This is a genomic window from Streptococcus constellatus (assembly GCF_902167705.1).
GTDB lineage: Bacteria > Bacillota > Bacilli > Lactobacillales > Streptococcaceae > Streptococcus > Streptococcus constellatus_A.
In genome coordinates this window covers 42511-60885 of the sequence record NZ_CABHMZ010000017.1, presented here as the reverse complement: position 1 = coordinate 60885, position 18375 = coordinate 42511, and the positions used below count along the sequence as shown (strand labels likewise).

Below are 18375 nucleotides of genomic sequence, written 5' to 3'. Positions count from 1 at the left end.
TTAAAAACAGGAGGTATCTGTTCATGAAAAAATCAATTAAACAAAACAAAGAAGTTATTGGAGAATAGCATGGGAACAAAAGCATGGCTATTATAGTAGATGAGCAGAAAATACTTTTGTAAGTCCTTTGTATGCATACTATAGCACTTGTAATACAAGCAAAGAATATAGACATACTTAGTTTATTGAGTAATGAATTATATTGTGGTGTACTTAAAAGTCGATTTATATCAACTTTTCGTTTTTATATGATAATTTGGAGGTAAATTATAGTGTTTGATAGGAACAAAACAAATCACCTGACGGGTCTGCTTCTGATATTTCTGTGTTCTATCCTTATCTTATTACCTCAATTTTTTTCAGGTAACTTAATTTTAGGTTCGGATTCTATCTTTCACTTTAACCGATTTTATGATACAGCTGAACAAATTAAGAATGTCAATTTTAACTATCATATCTCTCTATATGGTTTTCAGCAGTCTGGACGGATAGTTAATGCCCTTTATGGTCCTTTTATAGCTTATTTTCATGGCTTCTTGGTTCTAATCAGTAAGAATTGGTTTATCTATCAGGTCTTATCCAATATTGTATTATTCAATCTAGCTGGCTTGTCTATGTATGTGTTTCTTATTAAAAGTAAAATGGAGCAGAAGTACGCTGTCCTTGGCGCTTTGCTCTATATCTCTAGCTACTCTATTCAATATTGGACAATTCGACAAGGATTTACCAGTTGGGGTGCAGCTTTAATGCCCTTAGCTTTGAGTATCTTATTTGAACTAAAGGATACTAAACAGGTACCAAAATATACCTTAGGCATTTATACAGCTTTGATGGTTCAGACACATATGCTATCTTCCGTATTATTAGTGCTGATTTACTTACCATTCTTTGCTTTAGCATTTTTTCAACATCCTAAAAAGTTGGTTTTCATAAAAAGATTACTTGTTGAAATAGGGATTTTCTTTTTCGTTTAGAGAGTTACCTATAATAGTTTACAAGAAGACTATCATTACATTTAATGGGAAGCAATTGAATAATGACCTCTTAAATTTAAGTGCTATCGGAACTCCCACTTTCCAGCAACTTCCAAATGCTAAAAATAGTGTCACCATTTCCTATAAAATGGAAGTGACAGAGAAGGTTATGATAATTTTCTCAGAACTAGCTTGGCTCATTATTTTTATAGTTGTTTTATTTAAGTCTATTTTTATCAATAAGGGTAAGAAATATAGCCACAAAGAATAAATCAAAAACAGTAAATTTGTTTTAAGAGTTGCAAGATATAGACGCTTACATTGTATGCAAGCTGTGGAAATATAATTGAATTGGTTACACTAAAACAATCCACTTAGTAAGGACAAAAAAGCCTAGAAACGTTGGTTTCATAGGCTTTTCTGATCTCAATTATTTCACCTCGGTGAAGACCACGTGCTTACGCAGTTTTGGTGAGTATTTCTTCAATTGAAGACGGTCTGGAGTGTTGCGTTTGTTTTTAGAAGTAAGGTACAAGCGTTCACCAGATGCTTTGTGTTCAAGTGTGATATTTACGCGCATGATAGCTCCCTTCTATTATTCTGCTGCTGCAGCTTTGGCGATTTTACGTCCTTTGTAGTATCCTTTGAGGGATACACGGTGAGAACGTGAGTAATCTCCAGTAGTTTCGTCAAAATGTACAGATGGAGCTGTAATTTTGTAGTGAGTGCGGCGTTTGTTTTTCTTCGCTTTTGAAGTGCGACGTGCAGGTACTGCCATTTTCTTTATTCTCCTTTTAATATAAGTTCGATTCAATCTCTTTGATTTTCATCAACTGTAATAGTATATCAAAAAATTTTTGTAAAGTAAAGTTACTTGACAGATTTTCTTTTACTTTTTGGAAAATAGCAGAGCGTGCTAGCTTTTTAGAGAAAATATACTGAAACTGTCCTCAAAATCTGCTACTTGTGGTAAAATAATTATATTATATGAATGAAGAGGAAAGCTATGAAATTACAAAAACCGAAAGGGACTCAGGATATTCTCCCTCAAGAGTCTGTCAAATGGCAATATGTAGAAGAATTTGCTCGCAAAACATTAAAAAAATATCATTACGCAGAAATTCGTACCCCACTATTTGAGCATTATGAAGTGATTAGTCGTTCTGTTGGCGACACGACTGATATTGTGACCAAAGAAATGTATGATTTTTATGACAAAGGCGACCGTCACATTACTTTGCGTCCAGAAGGAACAGCACCAGTTGTACGTTCTTATGTGGAAAATAAGCTCTTTGCCCCAGAAGTCCAAAAGCCGGTGAAACTTTATTATATGGGCTCTATGTTTCGCTATGAACGCCCTCAGGCAGGACGTTTGCGTGAGTTTCATCAGATTGGTGTAGAGTGTTTTGGCTCCAACAATCCTGCGACAGATGTGGAGACAATCGCTATGGCAGCTCAATTTTTCAATGAAATTGGTATTCACGGTGTAACGTTGCAGTTGAATAGTTTGGGAAATGCGGAGAGTCGTGTCGCTTACCGTCAAGCCTTGATTGATTATTTGACGCCGTTGAAAGACAGTCTTTCTAAAGATAGCCAGCGTCGTCTAGAAGAAAATCCTCTCCGTGTGCTAGACAGTAAGGAAAAGGAAGACAAACTCGCTGTTGAAAATGCACCCTCTATCCTGGATTATCTAGATGAGGAAAGCCAAACGCATTTTCAAGCTGTGCGTTCGATGTTGGAAGCACTAAAAATTCCTTATGTTATCAATACCAACATGGTTCGCGGATTGGATTATTACAATCATACGATTTTTGAGTTTATTGCAGATGTGGCAGGTAATGAATTGACAATCTGTGCAGGCGGTCGCTATGATAGCCTCGTTGCTTATTTTGGTGGACCAGAGACGGCTGGTTTTGGCTTTGGAATGGGCGTGGAGCGCCTGCTTCTCGTTCTTGAAAAGCAGGGTGTGGCATTACCGCTGGAGGATAGCTTAGACGTTTATGTTGCAGTTTTGGGAGACGGTGCCAATAGTAAAGCTTTGGAAATTGTACAAGCACTTCGCAAGCAAGGATTTACAGCTGAGCGTGATTATTTAAACCGTAAGTTGAAAGCGCAATTCAAGTCAGCAGACGCTTTTTCTGCTAAAGTGTTGATAACTCTTGGCGAAAGTGAAATTGAAAGCAACCAAGTTACCGTCAAAAATAATCACACTCGTGAAGAATTAACGGTTGATTTAAATCAGATTCAAGAAGATTTTCAAACAATTTTTGAACAAGTAGGTTTTTAGTGGAGAAGAATGCAAAAGCCAGTCAATGGCTTTTTGCTATCATTATGTAGGTAGTGTAAAGTAGAGGTTGAATGAATGATGAAAAAGATTATCATCCCATCCATGATTCAGTTTATTATAGTCTTTCTAGTCATAGGTGGCATTGCTTATTTTGTGAGAGGGGACTTCTTCTTTCGATTTTTAGCACCGATTTTTGGCTTAGCAGCGGGGCTGTTGCGCTTAGCATCAAGTTATGTTGTCAAGGCTTTGCGCCCTGAATTATATGAAAAAGAGATTAAGAAATGAGCCTTAATCTCCTTTTTATGAGGAGATTAGGTTAAGATAAGAAGTTTTTGAAAAGCAGCCTTCTTTTTCATCGCTTTTGTGGTAAAATAGTAAAAGAATTAAAAGTTTGGAGAATAAAAATGAAACGTTCAATGTATGCTGGGCGTGTTCGTAGTGAACATGTCGGTCAAGAAATCACTTTGAAAGGCTGGGTGTCTCGTCGTCGTGACTTGGGAGGACTGATTTTCATTGATTTACGTGACCGTGAAGGCATTATGCAGCTGGTTATCAATCCTGAAAATGTGGCTAAAGAAGTCATGGAAACAGCCGAAAGTTTGCGAAGCGAATATGTGATTGAAGTGACTGGAAAAGTAGAAGCTCGTACGCAGGCGAATGATAAATTGGCAACGGGTGCTGTTGAACTGCATGTGGAGAATTTGACAGTTCTCAATACGGCCAAAACGACTCCATTTGAAATCAAAGACGGTATTGAAGCGAATGATGATACACGTCTTCGCTATCGTTATTTAGACCTTCGTCGTCCTGAAATGTTAGCAAATTTGAAATTGCGGGCTAAGGTAACACATTCTATTCGCAATTACTTGGATGAGTTAGAATTTATTGATGTGGAAACGCCGTTTCTTACTAAGTCAACTCCAGAAGGGGCGCGTGATTATTTGGTACCAAGTCGAGTCAACCAAGGCCATTTCTATGCATTGCCACAAAGTCCTCAAATTACAAAGCAATTGTTGATGAATGCGGGGTTTGATCGCTATTATCAAATTGTTAAATGCTTCCGTGATGAGGATTTGCGTGGAGACCGTCAACCAGAGTTTACACAGGTTGACTTAGAAACTTCTTTCCTATCTGATCAAGAAATTCAAGATATCACAGAAGGCTTGATTGCTCGAGTGATGAAAGAAACAAAGGGAATTGAGGTTTCTCTGCCCTTCCCACGCATGAACTATGATGATGCAATGGCTTTATATGGAAGTGATAAGCCAGATACACGTTTTGAGATGCTGTTACAAGACTTGACAGGACTTGTCAAGGAAGTTGACTTCAAAGTTTTCTCCGAAGCACCAGCAGTTAAAGCAATTGTTGTGAAAAATGCTGCTGATAAATATTCTCGCAAAGATATTGATAAGTTGACAGAGCAAGCAAAACAGTATGGAGCAAAAGGACTTGCTTGGGTGAAAGTGGCATCAGGTGAATTAAACGGCCCAGTTGCTAAGTTTCTGAAAGACTTGACAATTAAGTTGACAGATGCTTTACAACTTGAAGACAATGATTTGGTTCTTTTTGTAGCGGATACACTTGAAGTAGCAAATGCAGCACTGGGTGCCTTACGTACACGTTTGGCAAAAGAGCTGGGCTTGATTGATGAATCGAAATTTAATTACCTTTGGATTGTGGATTGGCCAATGTTCGAATGGTCGGAAGAAGAAGGTCGCTATATGAGTGCACACCATCCCTTTACCCTTCCACAAGAAGATACAGCTCATGAATTAGAAGGTGATTTGAGCAAGGTTCGTGCTATTGCTTATGATATTGTCTTGAATGGTTATGAATTGGGCGGTGGAAGTCTTCGTATTAACCACAAAGATTTGCAAGAACGAATGTTTAAAGCCCTTGGTTTTTCTAAAGAAGAAGCTGCTGATCAATTTGGTTTCTTGCTAGAAGCAATGGATTATGGTTTCCCACCGCATGGTGGACTAGCAATTGGACTCGATCGCTTTGTCATGTTGCTGGCTGGTGAGGAAAATATCCGTGAAGTAATTGCTTTTCCTAAAAATAATAAAGCAAGCGATCCCATGACACAGGCGCCAAGCCTAGTGGACACTAAACAACTTGAAGAATTAAGTTTACAAGTAGAAAGTCATGAATAAAACTAAGATTTATAAACGATTTCGTTATCATTTGCGCCGTTTGGCCTATAATTTTAAGTTGATACGAGTACTGAAGAGTATCTCCCGTGAGAAGTACGATGAAAAGATTTCTGCTTCACTCATCTATGGTTTTCTATCTGCAGTTGCAGTTAATCTCTTCTTTCAACCGGGGCATGTTTATTCAAGTGGTGCGACTGGATTGGCGCAGATTTTGGCTGCTTTAAGTACGCGTTTTCTAGGATTTACTATTCCGGTTTCTGTAACTTTTTATCTCATCAATATCCCACTGATGATTTTGGCTTGGTATCAAATTGGGCACAAGTTTACGGTATTTACTTTCATTACCGTTTCTATGAGCTCGCTGTTTATCCAGTTTGTTCCTGAAGTGACTTTAACAAATGATCCGATTATCAACGCATTGTTCGGTGGGGTCATCATGGGAATGGGGATTGGTTTTGCTTTGCGTTCCAATATTTCTAGTGGTGGGACGGACATTGTCAGCTTGACGGTTCGGAAGAAAACGGGCAGAAATGTCGGAAATATTTCTTTTATTGTCAACGGGACGATTATGATTATTGCGGGTGTGACCTTCGGCTGGAAATACGCGCTTTATTCGATGATTACGATTTTTGTCTCAAGCCGTGTGACAGATGCAGTCTTTACCAAGCAAAAGAAGATGCAGGCTATGATTATCACCAGTCATCCTGAAGCGGTCATTGAAAAAATTCACAATAAGTTGCATCGCGGCGCAACAATCATCAATGGCGCAGAAGGCACTTACAATCATGAGAAAAAAGCGGTCTTGATTACAGTTATTACACGTGCAGAATTTAATGAATTCAAGCACATTATGCGTAAAATCGATCCACATGCCTTTGTATCAGTAGCAGATAATGTCCACATTCTTGGGCGTTTCGTAGAAGAATAAAACAATCAGATTGGTTTGTTTAGCCAATCTGATGTTTTTTGTTATGTGACTTTAAATCCCTCTCGTAGCTTTTGGGTTGCAATTCACTAACGGGTGGTTACGATTATTTAAGTACGAGAACTTGTTTTGCAGGGACAGTATAGGAATCTTTGTTAGTATTGAGAGGAACGTCAAGACTGATCTCTGGATAGTTGATAAAAATAGCTTGCTTATCCTGATTTGGATAGCTAAATGCTTCGTTTCCAAAGTTAATGAGGATCGTGATTTGATCTTCTTTTTCTTTAATTTTGTATTCGACCACAGAATCACTTAGCCATTCGACAGAACAGTAATCTTTAATTTCTGTTCTTGTTTCCAAACTGAGAAGCGGGTTGGTTTTCCTAAATTGAATGAGATGCCGAATGAATTGTACATCTTTCTCATATTCAATGGAGCGTAGCCAATCTAGACGATTGATAGTGTCTGGGGTATTATACGTATTCTCAATGAGATTTTTGCTACGGAAAAATTCTTGCCCGCTGTGGATGAAAGGCACTCCTTGTGCCAGTAAGGAGAGATGCAGAGCGAGACGGGCATTATCAAGCCGCTCCTTCAAATCAATCTTTGGATTTTGTATCGCAAAATAGTCAAAAGCAGTTGCATCATCATGGCATTCTACATAGTTGATTGCTTGTTGCGGTGCGATAAAGTGCTCAGTACCTGTGAAGCCAATATTAGTAGTTAGGACATTCTCTATAGAATTTAGTGAATGAGCCTCTGATAATCGTTGCCCTTCTGCAATGGTTGCTTTTATTGTATTGCGAAAATGATCGTTAAAAAATCCATAGCTTGGTAATTTGTCAGCATTGAATTGATGAGCGAGTCTATTGCTATCTAGTCCCGTATTCATACGCCAGCCTTCTCCGTAAAGATAGACATTTGGATAGAGAGGCTTTAATTCTTCTGCAATCTGCTTCATGGTTTCTATATCTAAAATACCCATGAGGTCAAAGCGGAATCCGTCAAATCCGTAGATTGTCAACCACTGTTTGAGGGAATGCTTAATATAGCTACGAACCATTGCTCGTTCACTGGCTACATCATTTCCGCAAAACGTACCATTTGTTAAATTGCCGTTGTGATCATAGCGGAAGAAATAGCCTGGAACGATTTTTTCAAAGGCATAGGCTTTAGGATCATAGACATGATTGTAAACCACGTCCATGATCACACTGATGTCGGCTTGATGATAAGCAGCGATTGCTTCTTGCAATTCAACGATTCTTGTATAAGGATCATGTGGATTTGTTGCAAAGCTGCCATCAGGAAGATTGTATTGCATAGGGTCATAGCCCCAGTTGTACACGAGTTCTGGATGATTTTCATCAACGCTGCCAAAATCATACAAAGGCATGAGCTGAATGTGAGATACTCCAAGCTGTTTGATGTAATCCATTCCTAAAGTGTGCTCTTGCAACTGCGGAGACTCTGTTAGGGATTTGAATTTACCAGGGTAAGAAAACTCAGCTTCTTTTTGCATGGAAAAATCTCGCACACTCATCTCGTAGATAATGGCTTTTGTCATTGAAATTTGTGTTGCTGCTCGTTGGATAGGACGAGAAATTTTCTCTAGGTTAATCACGTAACTAGCCCCAGAATTGCTTTCAGAAGATAGGGCATAAGGGTCGTGAACTTCCACCCAGTGGCCATTCACTTTGTGTAGATAGTAATAAGCCGTCCCGTCAAAGTCTCCAGAGACTTCTGTTTGCCAAACTCCTTTTTCTCCGAGCGTCATTGGGTAGATGTCATTTTGTAAATGAAGCAATACTTGTTCAGAAATTGGTGCCCAGAGCTTAAAAGTCGTTGCTTGTGGAGTATAATGAGCTCCTAAATCACTTCCGTTGTAGGCAAAGGTTTGGTCAAAAATCGGTTTTCTCACAATATGGCGAAATTGTAAGAAAGTTTTATTGCGATCTTGGTCGTAAATCCAATAATGGCTGGCTAAATCCAGCGGTTCAAGAGGAGCAAGACTGTATTGCACGAAGTTGTCATGTTCTCCTACAGCTCTTATCCGTAAAGTTTCTGCACGATTAACCGTTTCAATTGTAAATTGTAATGATTCGGCATAAAATTGTTTTTCTAACTCAATAGTGATGAGACTTTGATCATCTAAATAGGCTTGGAATGTTCGGAAAGCCATAAACTTCCTTTCTTTATCGTTCGATAATGCGATGTGGAATCAACTGGCGATAGCAAATTTGTCGATTTTCTTTGGTATCATTGATAATTTGTAGAATAGTCTTGAACGAAACCCGCCCTAGCTCTAATGTGTTAATGTCTACATAAGCTGTTAAATCAAGTTTGGGTTTAATAGAATCAAAGGCTAGAGTGGGAACAGACAATTGATTTTCATTTAAATAATTACAAACTCCTTCTGCCAGCATACTGTCTGTTGTGATAATAGCATCAATTTTTGTATCATGACTGAGAAGACGTTTGGTAAATTGATATCCTTTGTCTTCCAAAAATTCATTTGCAAAGGCTGTATTTTGAGGGTCAAGCTCTAAATGGTAATCTTCTAGCGCTTTTTGGTATCCTTTATAACGATCTTGCGTTACAAATAGTCTTTTGCTACCACCGATAAAAGCAATATTTCGGCAGCCTTTTTTGATAAAATATTCTGTTGCATCATATCCCGCTTGGATATTGTCATTATCCACCAAAGGAATAAAGGGAGAAAGAGATTTTCCTAGAATTAAGAAAGGAAATTGTTCTTCACTGACCATTTTCACTAGTGGATCATTTTCTTGAGAGTAGAGAAAGATGAGTCCGTCTACTCGTTTGCCAAGAACCATTTGGGAAATAGCTTCCATGCGTTCCTTTTCATTTTTTCCGGTTGCAATTTGGATAGCATAGTGAAATTCAGAAGCCACCTGAGCAATTCCGCGAAAAACAGAAGGAAAGAACGGATTTTGATAAAAAGTGTCTGAATCATCAGGTAAAACAATCCCAATGACTTGTGTGTAACTGCTAACAAGACTACGTGCATTGAGATTAGGGTGATAATTCAATTCTTTCATAGCCTTGCGGACTCTTTTTTTCGTTTCATCGCTAATGCTGGATTTGTTTTGAATCACACGGGTAACAGTGGACGGAGAAACTCCTGCTAACTTAGCAACTTCTTTGATAGTAACTCGCATAAAAGAACCCCCTACTTTTTCATTTTTTCATCACGGAAATGAGTCCGATAGAAAATGATGACGAGATAAAGAACAAAAAGAATGTTTTGAATGGTAATCATAGTGGTCATGGCTTGACCGAACAATAGTCCTGCCGCGACAGCGATCAATGTTGGCAAACCTAAACAGTTCAAAGCGAAGTGATAGCATTCTTTGACTGTTTTAAAAGAAAAGAGACGAGATTTTTTCGTTAAGTAAAGGAAGAATGTGGCTCCTAAAAGGACAATAAAGAAGTTTAATGCCAGCAGAAATCCTGAAATCAAAATCAAGAATAGACTGACAGTGATACGATTTTGTTGGAACCAGTCTTGTGAAATAGCTGCACTCAGAGTGGCTTTGTCTTTCAAAGCGACTTGATTGATGTGCTGATATTGAATGTTTGCTAGTTTTCTTCCTTTTTTACTGATAATCAATTGCTTTGGCTCAAAAGCAAGCGTTAGCTTTTCTCCTAAGGCTGTTTGTTCTTGCCCCAGAAGGACAGTTCCCGCTTTGCTATTGTGAGCTGGTTGCTGACCTGAATAGCTGAATAGCTGATTTTCTATTTTAGCATTCTTTGTGATATCGTCCATTGTCTCTTTTGTGAGAGGGTTAAAAACACCGTCTACAAAAGTAGTGAGGGGATAAGTCTTGAGAGATGCATTTTGGATAGCAACTGGTATCATGGACAGCGAAATTAAAAAGATACTTGTAAAAATCAGCTGAAACCAGGTCAGTAATTTCCGATTGGTAAAAGGTTTTTTAAAACCATAAATACTAGAAAAATAATTAAATGGGTAAGGTAACATAAGACATTCTTTCTAAAATTTATAATCAGGTGACGACCAATAAACTATGTTTATTGGCTATCATACAACTATAAATAAAAGAGGGTGGGACAAGATTATCCCTTGTCGCTACCACTTGTTGAACCAGATACAAAGTTCTTTTGTAGGAAGAAGAATAAGATACAGATTGGCAAAGCAATCAAGATAGCGCCTGCTGAGAAGTAGGCAATCTTCAAATTCTTCACATCACTAACAAAGGTTTGTAAACCAACAGCAACTGTATAGAATTCTTTTTCACGAAGTAAGAAACTAGATAAGATATAGTCTCCGAATGGTCCCATGAAAGCCCAGAGAGCTTGTACAGCAATCATTGGACGAACGAGTGGCAAGACAATTTGCCAGAAACGTCTGAAGTGACCAGCCCCGTCCAATTTAGCAGACTCATCAAGTGAGATCGGCACTGTATCAAAGTACCCTTTCATGAGCCAAGCATTCATTGGAATACCACCACCAACGTAAAGGAAGATGAGGAACCAACTTTGGTTGAGTGCGTTCAACATCAAAGCCATAACGAAGAAGGCAGTAAGTGCTGCCATTGTTGGCACCATTTGAATGATTAAGAAGAAGACCAAACTTTGTTTTCTAGCTAGGAAATTATAACGGCTATAAGCGTAACCAGCTAGTACTACTATACTTGTTTGGATAATCATTGTCAAGATAGCAATGATTAAAGTGTTGAAGTACCAAGTACCGTAAAGAGTTTCGGTAAAGAGCTTGCTAAAGTTTTCAAGGCTAAAATTGATATCTGTATCCAGTTTGAATGCAAGGACATTTCCTGTCTTGAAGGCGGACATAATCGTAATCAAGAGAGGATAGATAATGATAACAGATAAAGCCACTAAATAGAAATAAGTTAAAAAGTGGTTTAAACGACGTTTAAATTTAATAGAATTATTCATCTTACACATCCTCCATATCAAATGCATGTAATTTCTTGAACGCAATCATGGAGATTGAAATCACGATAAGAGAAATGATAAGTGTTACCGCAGCCGCCATTGAATATTGAGGAGCTGCACCTGTCGTCAAACGATAAATCCATGAGATGAGGATGTCGGTCGAACCTGCACCTCCACCAACTGTACCAGGACCACCACTATTAAAGAGGTACATGATAGAGAAATTGTTGAAGTTGAAGGTATATTGACTGATAAGTGTTGGAGCAGCAACTGCTAAAATCATTGGGAAAGTGATATTGCGGAATTTTTGTCAGGCATTTGCACCGTCAATATAAGCCGCTTCATAAAGATCGTTTGGAATAGATTGCAAGATACCAAGTGTTAATACATAGATGTAAGGGAATCCAAGCCAGCCTTGCATCATAATCAAAGCAACTTTTGTCCAAGTTGGGTCTGTTTTCCAAGGAATCAAATGCCCATTTAAGAATGGCAATACTTTACCAAGCAATGGAATGACTTGCGTATTGATAGCACCGATACTATCGTTGAACATGTTACTGAATGTCAAAATAGTGATGAATGCTGGAACAGCCCAAGGCAATAGGAAGATAACCCCAAAGATCCGTTTCCCTTTAATAAATGGCTGATTTGCAATAATAGCAGTAAAAATACCGATAACGATTTGAACGGTTGAAGCAGTCAGTGCCCAAATGATTGTCCAAGATAGAACGGAGCCAAAGGCAGAGCGGAATGTGCTAAGCCGCCAAATATTAGTAAAGTTTGTCACCCCTACCCAGTCTAAAAGCTTGGTTGGTGGCAAGTGTTGGAAATCATAATTTGTAAAGGCAATCAATAGTGTAACCAATACAGGGAAAATGATAGCAAAAGTCATTGCGATATAAGAAGGAATAATCAATAGGTAAGGAAAACCATTAGCATAAATTCCTTTGACCATATCTTTGAAAGTTGTAGGAACTGGATAACCATTATTCCAACGTTTCGCAATTGTATGAGCATCTTTTAAGTTTAAAGCATAAAAGATAAAATAAACGATGACAAGAATAAGATGAAATGCACCACGAATCAGCATGAAAAGAGAGTTGTTACGCCCAGGCATTTCACCAAGAGTGATTAAATTTCCTAGCTCAGGAGCAGCTATGGCGAAGAAATAAATCAAAAACGCAACGGTAACTCCTAGGAAGATAGCCCCTTTTGCTTTTTGTTTATTATAGATTTGCCCAAGTCCTGGAATGAGGGAGAGCAGCAATGCTTTACTAGGCTGTTGTTGTGTAGTCATTAGAGCCTCCTTTGTCTAAAATATAGAACTCGACTGGTGCTGCCAATCGAGTTCTGTCTACCACAAACTGTTTTATTTTTTACCAAATTTTTGATCAATAGTGTCTTTAATCAATTTAACGGCATCATTTGCAGCAGTTTTAGCGTCTTTTTTACCACTTACAGCATCAAAGAGCATGCTTCCTGCTGGATCCCATACAGTGCTCATTTCAGAGATATTTGGCATAGGTTGAGCAGATTGGAACTGTTTAACAACAGCTGAAGTCAATTCATCGTTCTTTCCTTCAGCATATTTACGAGCTTCTGTGTTAGCAGGAACTTCATTTGTAGCATCGTAGAAAGCTTTTTGTTGATCAGTTGATGTCAAGAAGTTGACAAATTTTTGAGCAGCTTCAGGGTTTTTAGATCCTGCAGGGATGACCCAAGCTTTACCACCACCAAAGGCTTCATAGTTTTTACCATTTGGAAGTGTAGGAATAGTAGCAACACCGTAGTTTACTTTAGCTTCTTTGAATGATGAAGCTTTCCAAGGACCTTCAATGATTGCAGCTGTTTTACCTGATTGGAATTGTGTTTGAATCAAGTTAGCAGAACCTGAAGAATCTTGCATTCCTTTTGGCCATTTTTCGTACCAAGATTTAGCGTATTCAATACCTTTAATAGAACCGTCATTTGCAAGACCGATGTCTTTAGGATCTGTACCATTTTTACCAAAGACGTAACCACCATTACCAGCTAACAGACCATAAGTGTAGTAGAAGTTTGTCCAGTCAGCAAGGAAAGCAGTTGTTTTACCAGATTCGTTTTCAAAATTGTACTTGCTGTCTTTTGCAAGCTCTTCTAATTCAGCGAAAGTAGTAGGTGCTTTAGAAACAAGATCTTTATTGTAGTACATAACCAATGTTTCGATAACAGCAGGAGCACCATAAGTTTTACCTTTAGTTGTTACAAGTGCTTTAGTTGTGTCATCAGTCATTGAACCTTTGTCAAGTTTCACTTCTGAAAGTTGACCGTCAGTACCGAGGCTACCTACGCGGTCGTATGGTGACATCATAACGTCTGGAGCTTTGCCAGATTGGTTGTCAAGTGAAAGATTTTCAAGACCTTTAAGTTGGTCACCAGTCTTAATAGTAACTTTTGTGCCGCTTTCTTTTTCAAAAGCATCCGCAGCTTTTTGCATGTAGTTCTTATACTGTTCTTCTACATAAACTGTAACACTCTTGCCGTCACTAGAAGAAGACTTGCTAGTCTTATTTCCGCAAGCTACTAAAAGCAAGCTAGCCAACCCTACAGTTCCAAGAACTGCAGCACTTTTCAACATTTTACGTTTCATGATTTATTCCTCCTAAAGAATAAAATAATAAGATAACAATTTAATTAGTTTACGCAAACGTTTTCTTGAACTATGACTGGTATACCACAAATAGAAAACGGTTGCAATACTTTTTTGAAAAAATCTTAAAAATTTTTTATTTCTTTCTCAAAAATATTGGTAAATATAGAAGAAAAGGATTCAAATGTTTAAAATATTTTAAAAATTTACAAAAAAAGTAGAAAAATGGTTGCGTCCATTCTAGAATTAAGTTATAATCAAATTAACGCAAACGTTTTCGTTAAATGAATGCAAAATTTAACAGAAAAATTTATTGAGGTGAAAAAGATGAAAGAGCGTCAAAGTGGTGTTCTCATGCATATTTCTTCTCTACCAGGAAAATACGGAATCGGCTCATTTGGGAAAAGTGCTTACGATTTTGTAGATTTCTTGGTGAGAACCAAGCAACGTTACTGGCAAATTTTGCCTTTAGGAACGACAAGCTATGGAGATTCTCCGTACCAGTCCTTCTCTGCATTTGCGGGAAATACACATTTTATTGATTTTGATCGATTGGTTGAAGAAGGACTGCTTGTAAAAAGTGATCTTGAAGGATTAGACTTTGGTCAAGATCCAAGAAAAGTAGATTATGCGAAAGTGTTTAACAATCGCAGACCTGTTTTGGAAAAAGCTGTGAAACGCTTCTTAGAACGTGGAGATTTAGCAGCCTATGAAAAATTTGTAGCTGACAATGCGTCATGGCTTGAAGTGTTTGCTGAATACATGGCGATAAAAGAGCATTTTGACTTGAAAGCTTGGACGGAATGGCCAGATGCAGCTATTCGTCACCGTGAAGCAGCAAGTTTAGCTAGCTATCGCGAAAAGTTAGCAGACAGATTAACTTATCATCGTGTAACGCAATACCTTTTCTTTAAACAATGGTTAGAATTAAAGGCGTATGCTAATGAACATTACATTGAAATTGTTGGAGACATGCCAATCTATGTGGCAGCTGATAGCTGTGATGTTTGGGCGCAACCGCATTTCTTTAAAACAGATGAACTAGGTCAGCCTACAAGCGTAGCTGGATGTCCGCCAGATGAATTTTCTGCAACCGGTCAACTTTGGGGGAATCCAATTTATGACTGGAAAGCAATGGATGAAGACGGTTATAGTTGGTGGATCGAACGCTTACGCGAAAGCTTCAAAATCTACGATGTAGTGCGTATTGATCACTTCCGTGGATTTGAATCTTACTGGGAAATTCCTGCTGGTTCCGATACAGCAGCTCCTGGTAAATGGGTTGAGGGTCCTGACTATGCTTTGTTTAAGGCAGTGAAAGAAGAGTTGGGTGATTTGAATATTATTGCTGAGGATTTGGGCTTTATGACCGACGAAGTGATTGCTTTGCGTGAAAAGACGGGCTTCCCTGGTATGAAAGTCACTCAATTCGCCTTTAATCCAGAGTCTGAAAGTATTGATAGTCCACATCTTGCACCTAACAATTCTGTAATGTACACAGGTACGCATGATAATAACACGGTACTTGGTTGGTATCGCGATGAAATTGATGATGCCACACGTGAATATATGGCTCAATACATCAATCGCAAAGAATATGAAACAGTACCTCATGCTATGCTACGGACTATCTTTGCTTCTGTCAGCTTTATGGCTATTGCGACCATGCAAGATTTGCTTGAACTAGACGGATCAGCTCGCATGAACTATCCATCAAGCATTGGTGGCAATTGGTCATGGCGTATGACAGCAGATGAATTGGACCCTGTGATTGAAGCAGAGTTATATAGCTTGACGAAAACGTATCGTCGTTTAAATAAAAATTTATTAAAGAAAGAGAATGAATTGTAACGTTCTTTTCTAGGTAGGAGAAAAAATGTCAAATTTACAAGAATTTATCCAACAAACTTATCAAAAAGAAATTGCCGAATGTAGCAATGAAGAATTGTATATTGCCCTTTTAAACTATACAAAATTAGCTAGTGCACAAAAACCAGTCAATACTGGCAAAAAGAAATTGTACTACATTTCTGCAGAGTTTTTAATTGGGAAACTTTTGTCAAATAACCTGATTAACCTTGGTCTTTATGATGATGTCAAAAAAGAATTGGCAGATGCTGGTAAAGACTTGATTGAAGTGGAAGAAGTAGAATTAGAACCTTCACTTGGGAATGGTGGTTTGGGACGTTTGGCTGCTTGTTTCCTTGACTCGATTGCAACTCTTGGTTTGAATGGAGATGGTGTTGGATTAAATTATCACTTTGGTCTGTTCCAACAAGTCTTGAAAAATAATGAGCAAACCACAGTGCCAAACTTCTGGCTAACAGAGCAAAATTGGTTGGTAAAATCAAGCCGCAGCTATCAAGTGCCATTTGCTGATTTCACCTTAACATCAACTCTTTATGATATTGATGTGCCTGGTTACAAAACAGCTGCTAAAAACCGTCTTCGCTTGTTTGATCTTGACTCAGTTGATGCAAGTATCATTGAAGATGGGATTGACTTTGATAAGACAGATATCGCTCGTAATTTGACTCTATTCCTTTATCCAGATGATAGCAATAAGCAAGGTGAATTGCTCCGTATCTTCCAACAATACTTCATGGTATCAAATGGTGCTCAATTGATTCTTGATGAAGCGATTGAAAAAGGTAGCAATCTTCATGACTTGGCTGACTATGCTGTTATCCAAATCAATGATACTCACCCTTCAATGGTCATCCCAGAAATGATTCGTCTCCTAACAGAACGTGGTATTTCTCTTGATGAAGCAATCAGCATCGTTAAGAATATGACGGCTTATACAAACCATACAATTCTTGCTGAGGCGCTTGAAAAATGGCCACTTGAATTCTTGGAAGAAGTTGTTCCACACTTGGTTCCAATCATCAAAGAATTGGATAAGCGTGTGAAAGCAGAATATGCAGATCCAGCTGTTCAAATTATTGACGAGCATCATCGTGTGCACATGGCTCACATGGATATTCACTATGGATATAGCGTAAATGGTGTTGCTGCCCTTCATACAGAAATTTTGAAGAATTCAGAGCTAAAAGCTTTCTACGACATTTATCCAGAAAAATTCAACAATAAAACAAACGGAATCACCTTCCGTCGCTGGCTCATGCACGCAAACCCACGCTTGTCAAATTACATTGATAGCTTAATTGGTCGCGATTGGCACCATGATGCTTCAAAATTAGAAGATTTACTTGATTTTTCTGGCAAAGCTGATGTAAAAGCTGAACTTGAAAAAATCAAAGCGCATAACAAACGGAAACTGGCTCGCCACTTGAAAGAGCAGCAAGGTGTTGAAATCAATCCTGAATCAATCTTTGATATCCAAATCAAACGCCTTCACGAGTACAAACGCCAACAAATGAATGCTCTTTATGTCATTCACAAATACTTGGACATCAAGGCTGGAAACATTCCTGCGCGTCCAATTACAGTCTTCTTTGGTGGGAAAGCTGCTCCGGCATACACAATTGCTCAAGACATTATTCATTTGATTCTTTGCTTGTCAGAAGTAATTGCTAACGATCCAGAAGTTTCTCCATACTTGCAAGTCGTCATGGTTGAAAACTACAACGTAACGGCAGCTAGCTTCTTAATTGCAGCTGGTGACATTTCTGAACAAATTTCTCTTGCTTCTAAAGAAGCTTCAGGTACTGGTAACATGAAATTCATGTTGAATGGTGCTTTGACACTTGGTACGTCAGATGGTGCCAATGTTGAGATTCATGAATTAGTCGGCGATGACAACATTTATATCTTCGGTGAAGATTCTGAAACAGTTATTGATTTGTATGCCAAAGAAGCTTACAAATCAAGTGAATTCTATGCTCGTGAAGCAATCAAACCGTTGGTTGATTTCATTGTTAGTGATGCAGTTCTTGCAGTTGGTAAGAAAGAGCGCTTGGAACGTCTTTATAATGAATTGATTAACAAAGACTGGTTCATGACGCTTCTTGACTTGGAAGACTATATCGAAACAAAAGAGCGTATGTTTGCGGATTATGAAGACCGTGATGTCTGGCTCGAAAAAGTTCTTGTCAACATTGCAAAAGCAGGCTTCTTCTCAGCAGACCGCACTATTGCTCAATACAACGATGAAATTTGGCATTTGAACGCTTAGTTTAAAAGACTGGGACAGACATCGGTCGTTTCATAGAAACTTGATTTCAGTGTCCACCTCCGTACGGCTCGAAAGGTTTGGGGAATTTCGAGGTTGGAAATAAAGTCAAGTGACGCTTGGTGTCAAAAGGGCTGTAAAAGTTGATTGATCAACGTCTTAGAGCCCATTCAGTAGTGATTGGCACTAAAGTGTCTAATCAATTGTGCATGGGGAACTCTACATGACTAAAGGCACTAGAGCTTCTCCAAACCACTGCATCTTATCATTCTGACTATATAAACAAAGGAAGCTGGGCAAAAGTGCTCCGGCTCCTTTTATTAGGTGG

General features: G+C 38.4%; 14 protein-coding genes and 1 pseudogene. 7 read left to right on the top strand and 8 right to left on the bottom strand.

Annotation, left to right across the window (positions count from 1 at the left end; all coding sequences use genetic code 11):
- Positions 1-272: 272 nt before the first annotated feature.
- On the top strand, positions 273-974 hold the full coding sequence (locus FQ204_RS10490) for a hypothetical protein (protein ID WP_186286744.1): 702 nt from the start codon (positions 273-275) through the stop codon (positions 972-974).
- Between the two features lie 430 nt (positions 975-1404).
- Here the strand turns inward: FQ204_RS10490 and rpmG are convergent, their stop codons facing one another.
- Positions 1405-1554 carry a 50S ribosomal protein L33 gene (gene rpmG / locus FQ204_RS05005; protein WP_003026692.1) on the bottom strand — a complete coding sequence of 50 codons (150 nt, stop codon included), beginning with the start codon at positions 1552-1554 and terminating at the stop codon, positions 1405-1407.
- Positions 1555-1569: 15 nt separating this feature from the next.
- On the bottom strand, positions 1570-1752 hold the full coding sequence (gene rpmF / locus FQ204_RS05000) for a 50S ribosomal protein L32 (protein WP_003026691.1): 183 nt from the start codon (positions 1750-1752) through the stop codon (positions 1570-1572).
- 228 nt (positions 1753-1980) lie between these two features.
- On the opposite strand from rpmF, the gene hisS reads away from it, so the two are divergent.
- The 4 genes from hisS (at position 1981) to FQ204_RS04980 (ending at position 6342) form a co-directional block, all read left to right on the top strand.
- A complete protein-coding gene (gene hisS, locus FQ204_RS04995; RefSeq protein ID WP_144209374.1) occupies positions 1981-3261 on the top strand; it encodes a histidine--tRNA ligase in 1281 nt (426 codons plus the stop codon).
- Positions 3262-3339: 78 nt separating this feature from the next.
- Entirely contained in the window at positions 3340-3546 is a 207-nt protein-coding gene (locus FQ204_RS04990) for a hypothetical protein (protein ID WP_144209516.1), read from the top strand.
- Positions 3547-3665: 119 nt separating this feature from the next.
- A complete protein-coding gene (aspS, locus tag FQ204_RS04985; RefSeq protein ID WP_144209371.1) occupies positions 3666-5414 on the top strand; it encodes an aspartate--tRNA ligase in 1749 nt (582 codons plus the stop codon).
- Complete coding sequence (locus FQ204_RS04980) at positions 5407-6342, top strand: YitT family protein (protein WP_144209368.1); 936 nt, start codon at positions 5407-5409, stop codon at positions 6340-6342. The genes aspS and FQ204_RS04980 overlap by 8 nt, the downstream gene beginning before the upstream one ends.
- A 103-nt stretch (positions 6343-6445) precedes the next feature.
- Here FQ204_RS04980 and pulA read toward each other — a convergent pair whose 3' ends face one another.
- From pulA to FQ204_RS04950, 6 genes and pseudogenes are all read right to left on the bottom strand, one after another.
- Positions 6446-8521, bottom strand: coding sequence for a type I pullulanase (gene pulA / locus FQ204_RS04975; RefSeq protein WP_144209365.1), 2076 nt, complete (start codon positions 8519-8521; stop codon positions 6446-6448).
- Between the two features lie 13 nt (positions 8522-8534).
- Positions 8535-9521 carry a LacI family DNA-binding transcriptional regulator gene (locus FQ204_RS04970; protein ID WP_144209362.1) on the bottom strand — a complete coding sequence of 329 codons (987 nt, stop codon included), beginning with the start codon at positions 9519-9521 and terminating at the stop codon, positions 8535-8537.
- Positions 9522-9532: 11 nt separating this feature from the next.
- A complete protein-coding gene (locus tag FQ204_RS04965; RefSeq protein ID WP_144209359.1) occupies positions 9533-10345 on the bottom strand; it encodes a DUF1189 domain-containing protein in 813 nt (270 codons plus the stop codon).
- Positions 10346-10440: 95 nt separating this feature from the next.
- On the bottom strand, positions 10441-11283 hold the full coding sequence (locus FQ204_RS04960) for a sugar ABC transporter permease (RefSeq protein ID WP_144209356.1): 843 nt from the start codon (positions 11281-11283) through the stop codon (positions 10441-10443).
- Position 11284: 1 nt separating this feature from the next.
- Positions 11285-12580: pseudogene (locus FQ204_RS04955) on the bottom strand (ABC transporter permease subunit).
- A 72-nt stretch (positions 12581-12652) separates the two neighbouring features.
- Positions 12653-13912 (bottom strand): extracellular solute-binding protein, encoded by a 1260-nt coding sequence (locus FQ204_RS04950; RefSeq protein ID WP_144209353.1) that lies wholly within the window; start codon positions 13910-13912, stop codon positions 12653-12655.
- 327 nt (positions 13913-14239) lie between these two features.
- Between FQ204_RS04950 and malQ the strand changes: the two genes are divergently transcribed.
- On the top strand, positions 14240-15763 hold the full coding sequence (malQ, locus tag FQ204_RS04940; RefSeq protein WP_144209351.1) for a 4-alpha-glucanotransferase: 1524 nt from the start codon (positions 14240-14242) through the stop codon (positions 15761-15763).
- Positions 15764-15788: 25 nt separating this feature from the next.
- A complete protein-coding gene (glgP, locus tag FQ204_RS04935) occupies positions 15789-18050 on the top strand; it encodes a glycogen/starch/alpha-glucan family phosphorylase (RefSeq protein ID WP_144209348.1) in 2262 nt (753 codons plus the stop codon).
- Positions 18051-18375 lie beyond the last annotated feature (325 nt).

Excerpts from the sequence above, each read along its gene's own strand:
- FQ204_RS04980 (WP_144209368.1), top strand. The coding sequence starts at position 5,407 with ATGAATAAAACTAAGATTTATAAACGATTTCGTTATCATTTGCGCCGT.
- FQ204_RS04990 (WP_144209516.1), top strand. The coding sequence starts at position 3,340 with ATGAAAAAGATTATCATCCCATCCATGATTCAGTTTATTATAGTCTTT.
- malQ (WP_144209351.1), top strand. The coding sequence starts at position 14,240 with ATGAAAGAGCGTCAAAGTGGTGTTCTCATGCATATTTCTTCTCTACCA.
- FQ204_RS04970 (WP_144209362.1), bottom strand. The coding sequence starts at position 9,521 with ATGCGAGTTACTATCAAAGAAGTTGCTAAGTTAGCAGGAGTTTCTCCG.
- FQ204_RS04950 (WP_144209353.1), bottom strand. The coding sequence starts at position 13,912 with ATGAAACGTAAAATGTTGAAAAGTGCTGCAGTTCTTGGAACTGTAGGG.
- rpmF (WP_003026691.1), bottom strand. The coding sequence starts at position 1,752 with ATGGCAGTACCTGCACGTCGCACTTCAAAAGCGAAGAAAAACAAACGC.
- aspS (WP_144209371.1), top strand. The coding sequence starts at position 3,666 with ATGAAACGTTCAATGTATGCTGGGCGTGTTCGTAGTGAACATGTCGGT.
- pulA (WP_144209365.1), bottom strand. The coding sequence starts at position 8,521 with ATGGCTTTCCGAACATTCCAAGCCTATTTAGATGATCAAAGTCTCATC.
- rpmG (WP_003026692.1), bottom strand. The coding sequence starts at position 1,554 with ATGCGCGTAAATATCACACTTGAACACAAAGCATCTGGTGAACGCTTG.
- FQ204_RS04960 (WP_144209356.1), bottom strand. The coding sequence starts at position 11,283 with ATGAATAATTCTATTAAATTTAAACGTCGTTTAAACCACTTTTTAACT.
- hisS (WP_144209374.1), top strand. The coding sequence starts at position 1,981 with ATGAAATTACAAAAACCGAAAGGGACTCAGGATATTCTCCCTCAAGAG.
- glgP (WP_144209348.1), top strand. The coding sequence starts at position 15,789 with ATGTCAAATTTACAAGAATTTATCCAACAAACTTATCAAAAAGAAATT.
- FQ204_RS04965 (WP_144209359.1), bottom strand. The coding sequence starts at position 10,345 with ATGTTACCTTACCCATTTAATTATTTTTCTAGTATTTATGGTTTTAAA.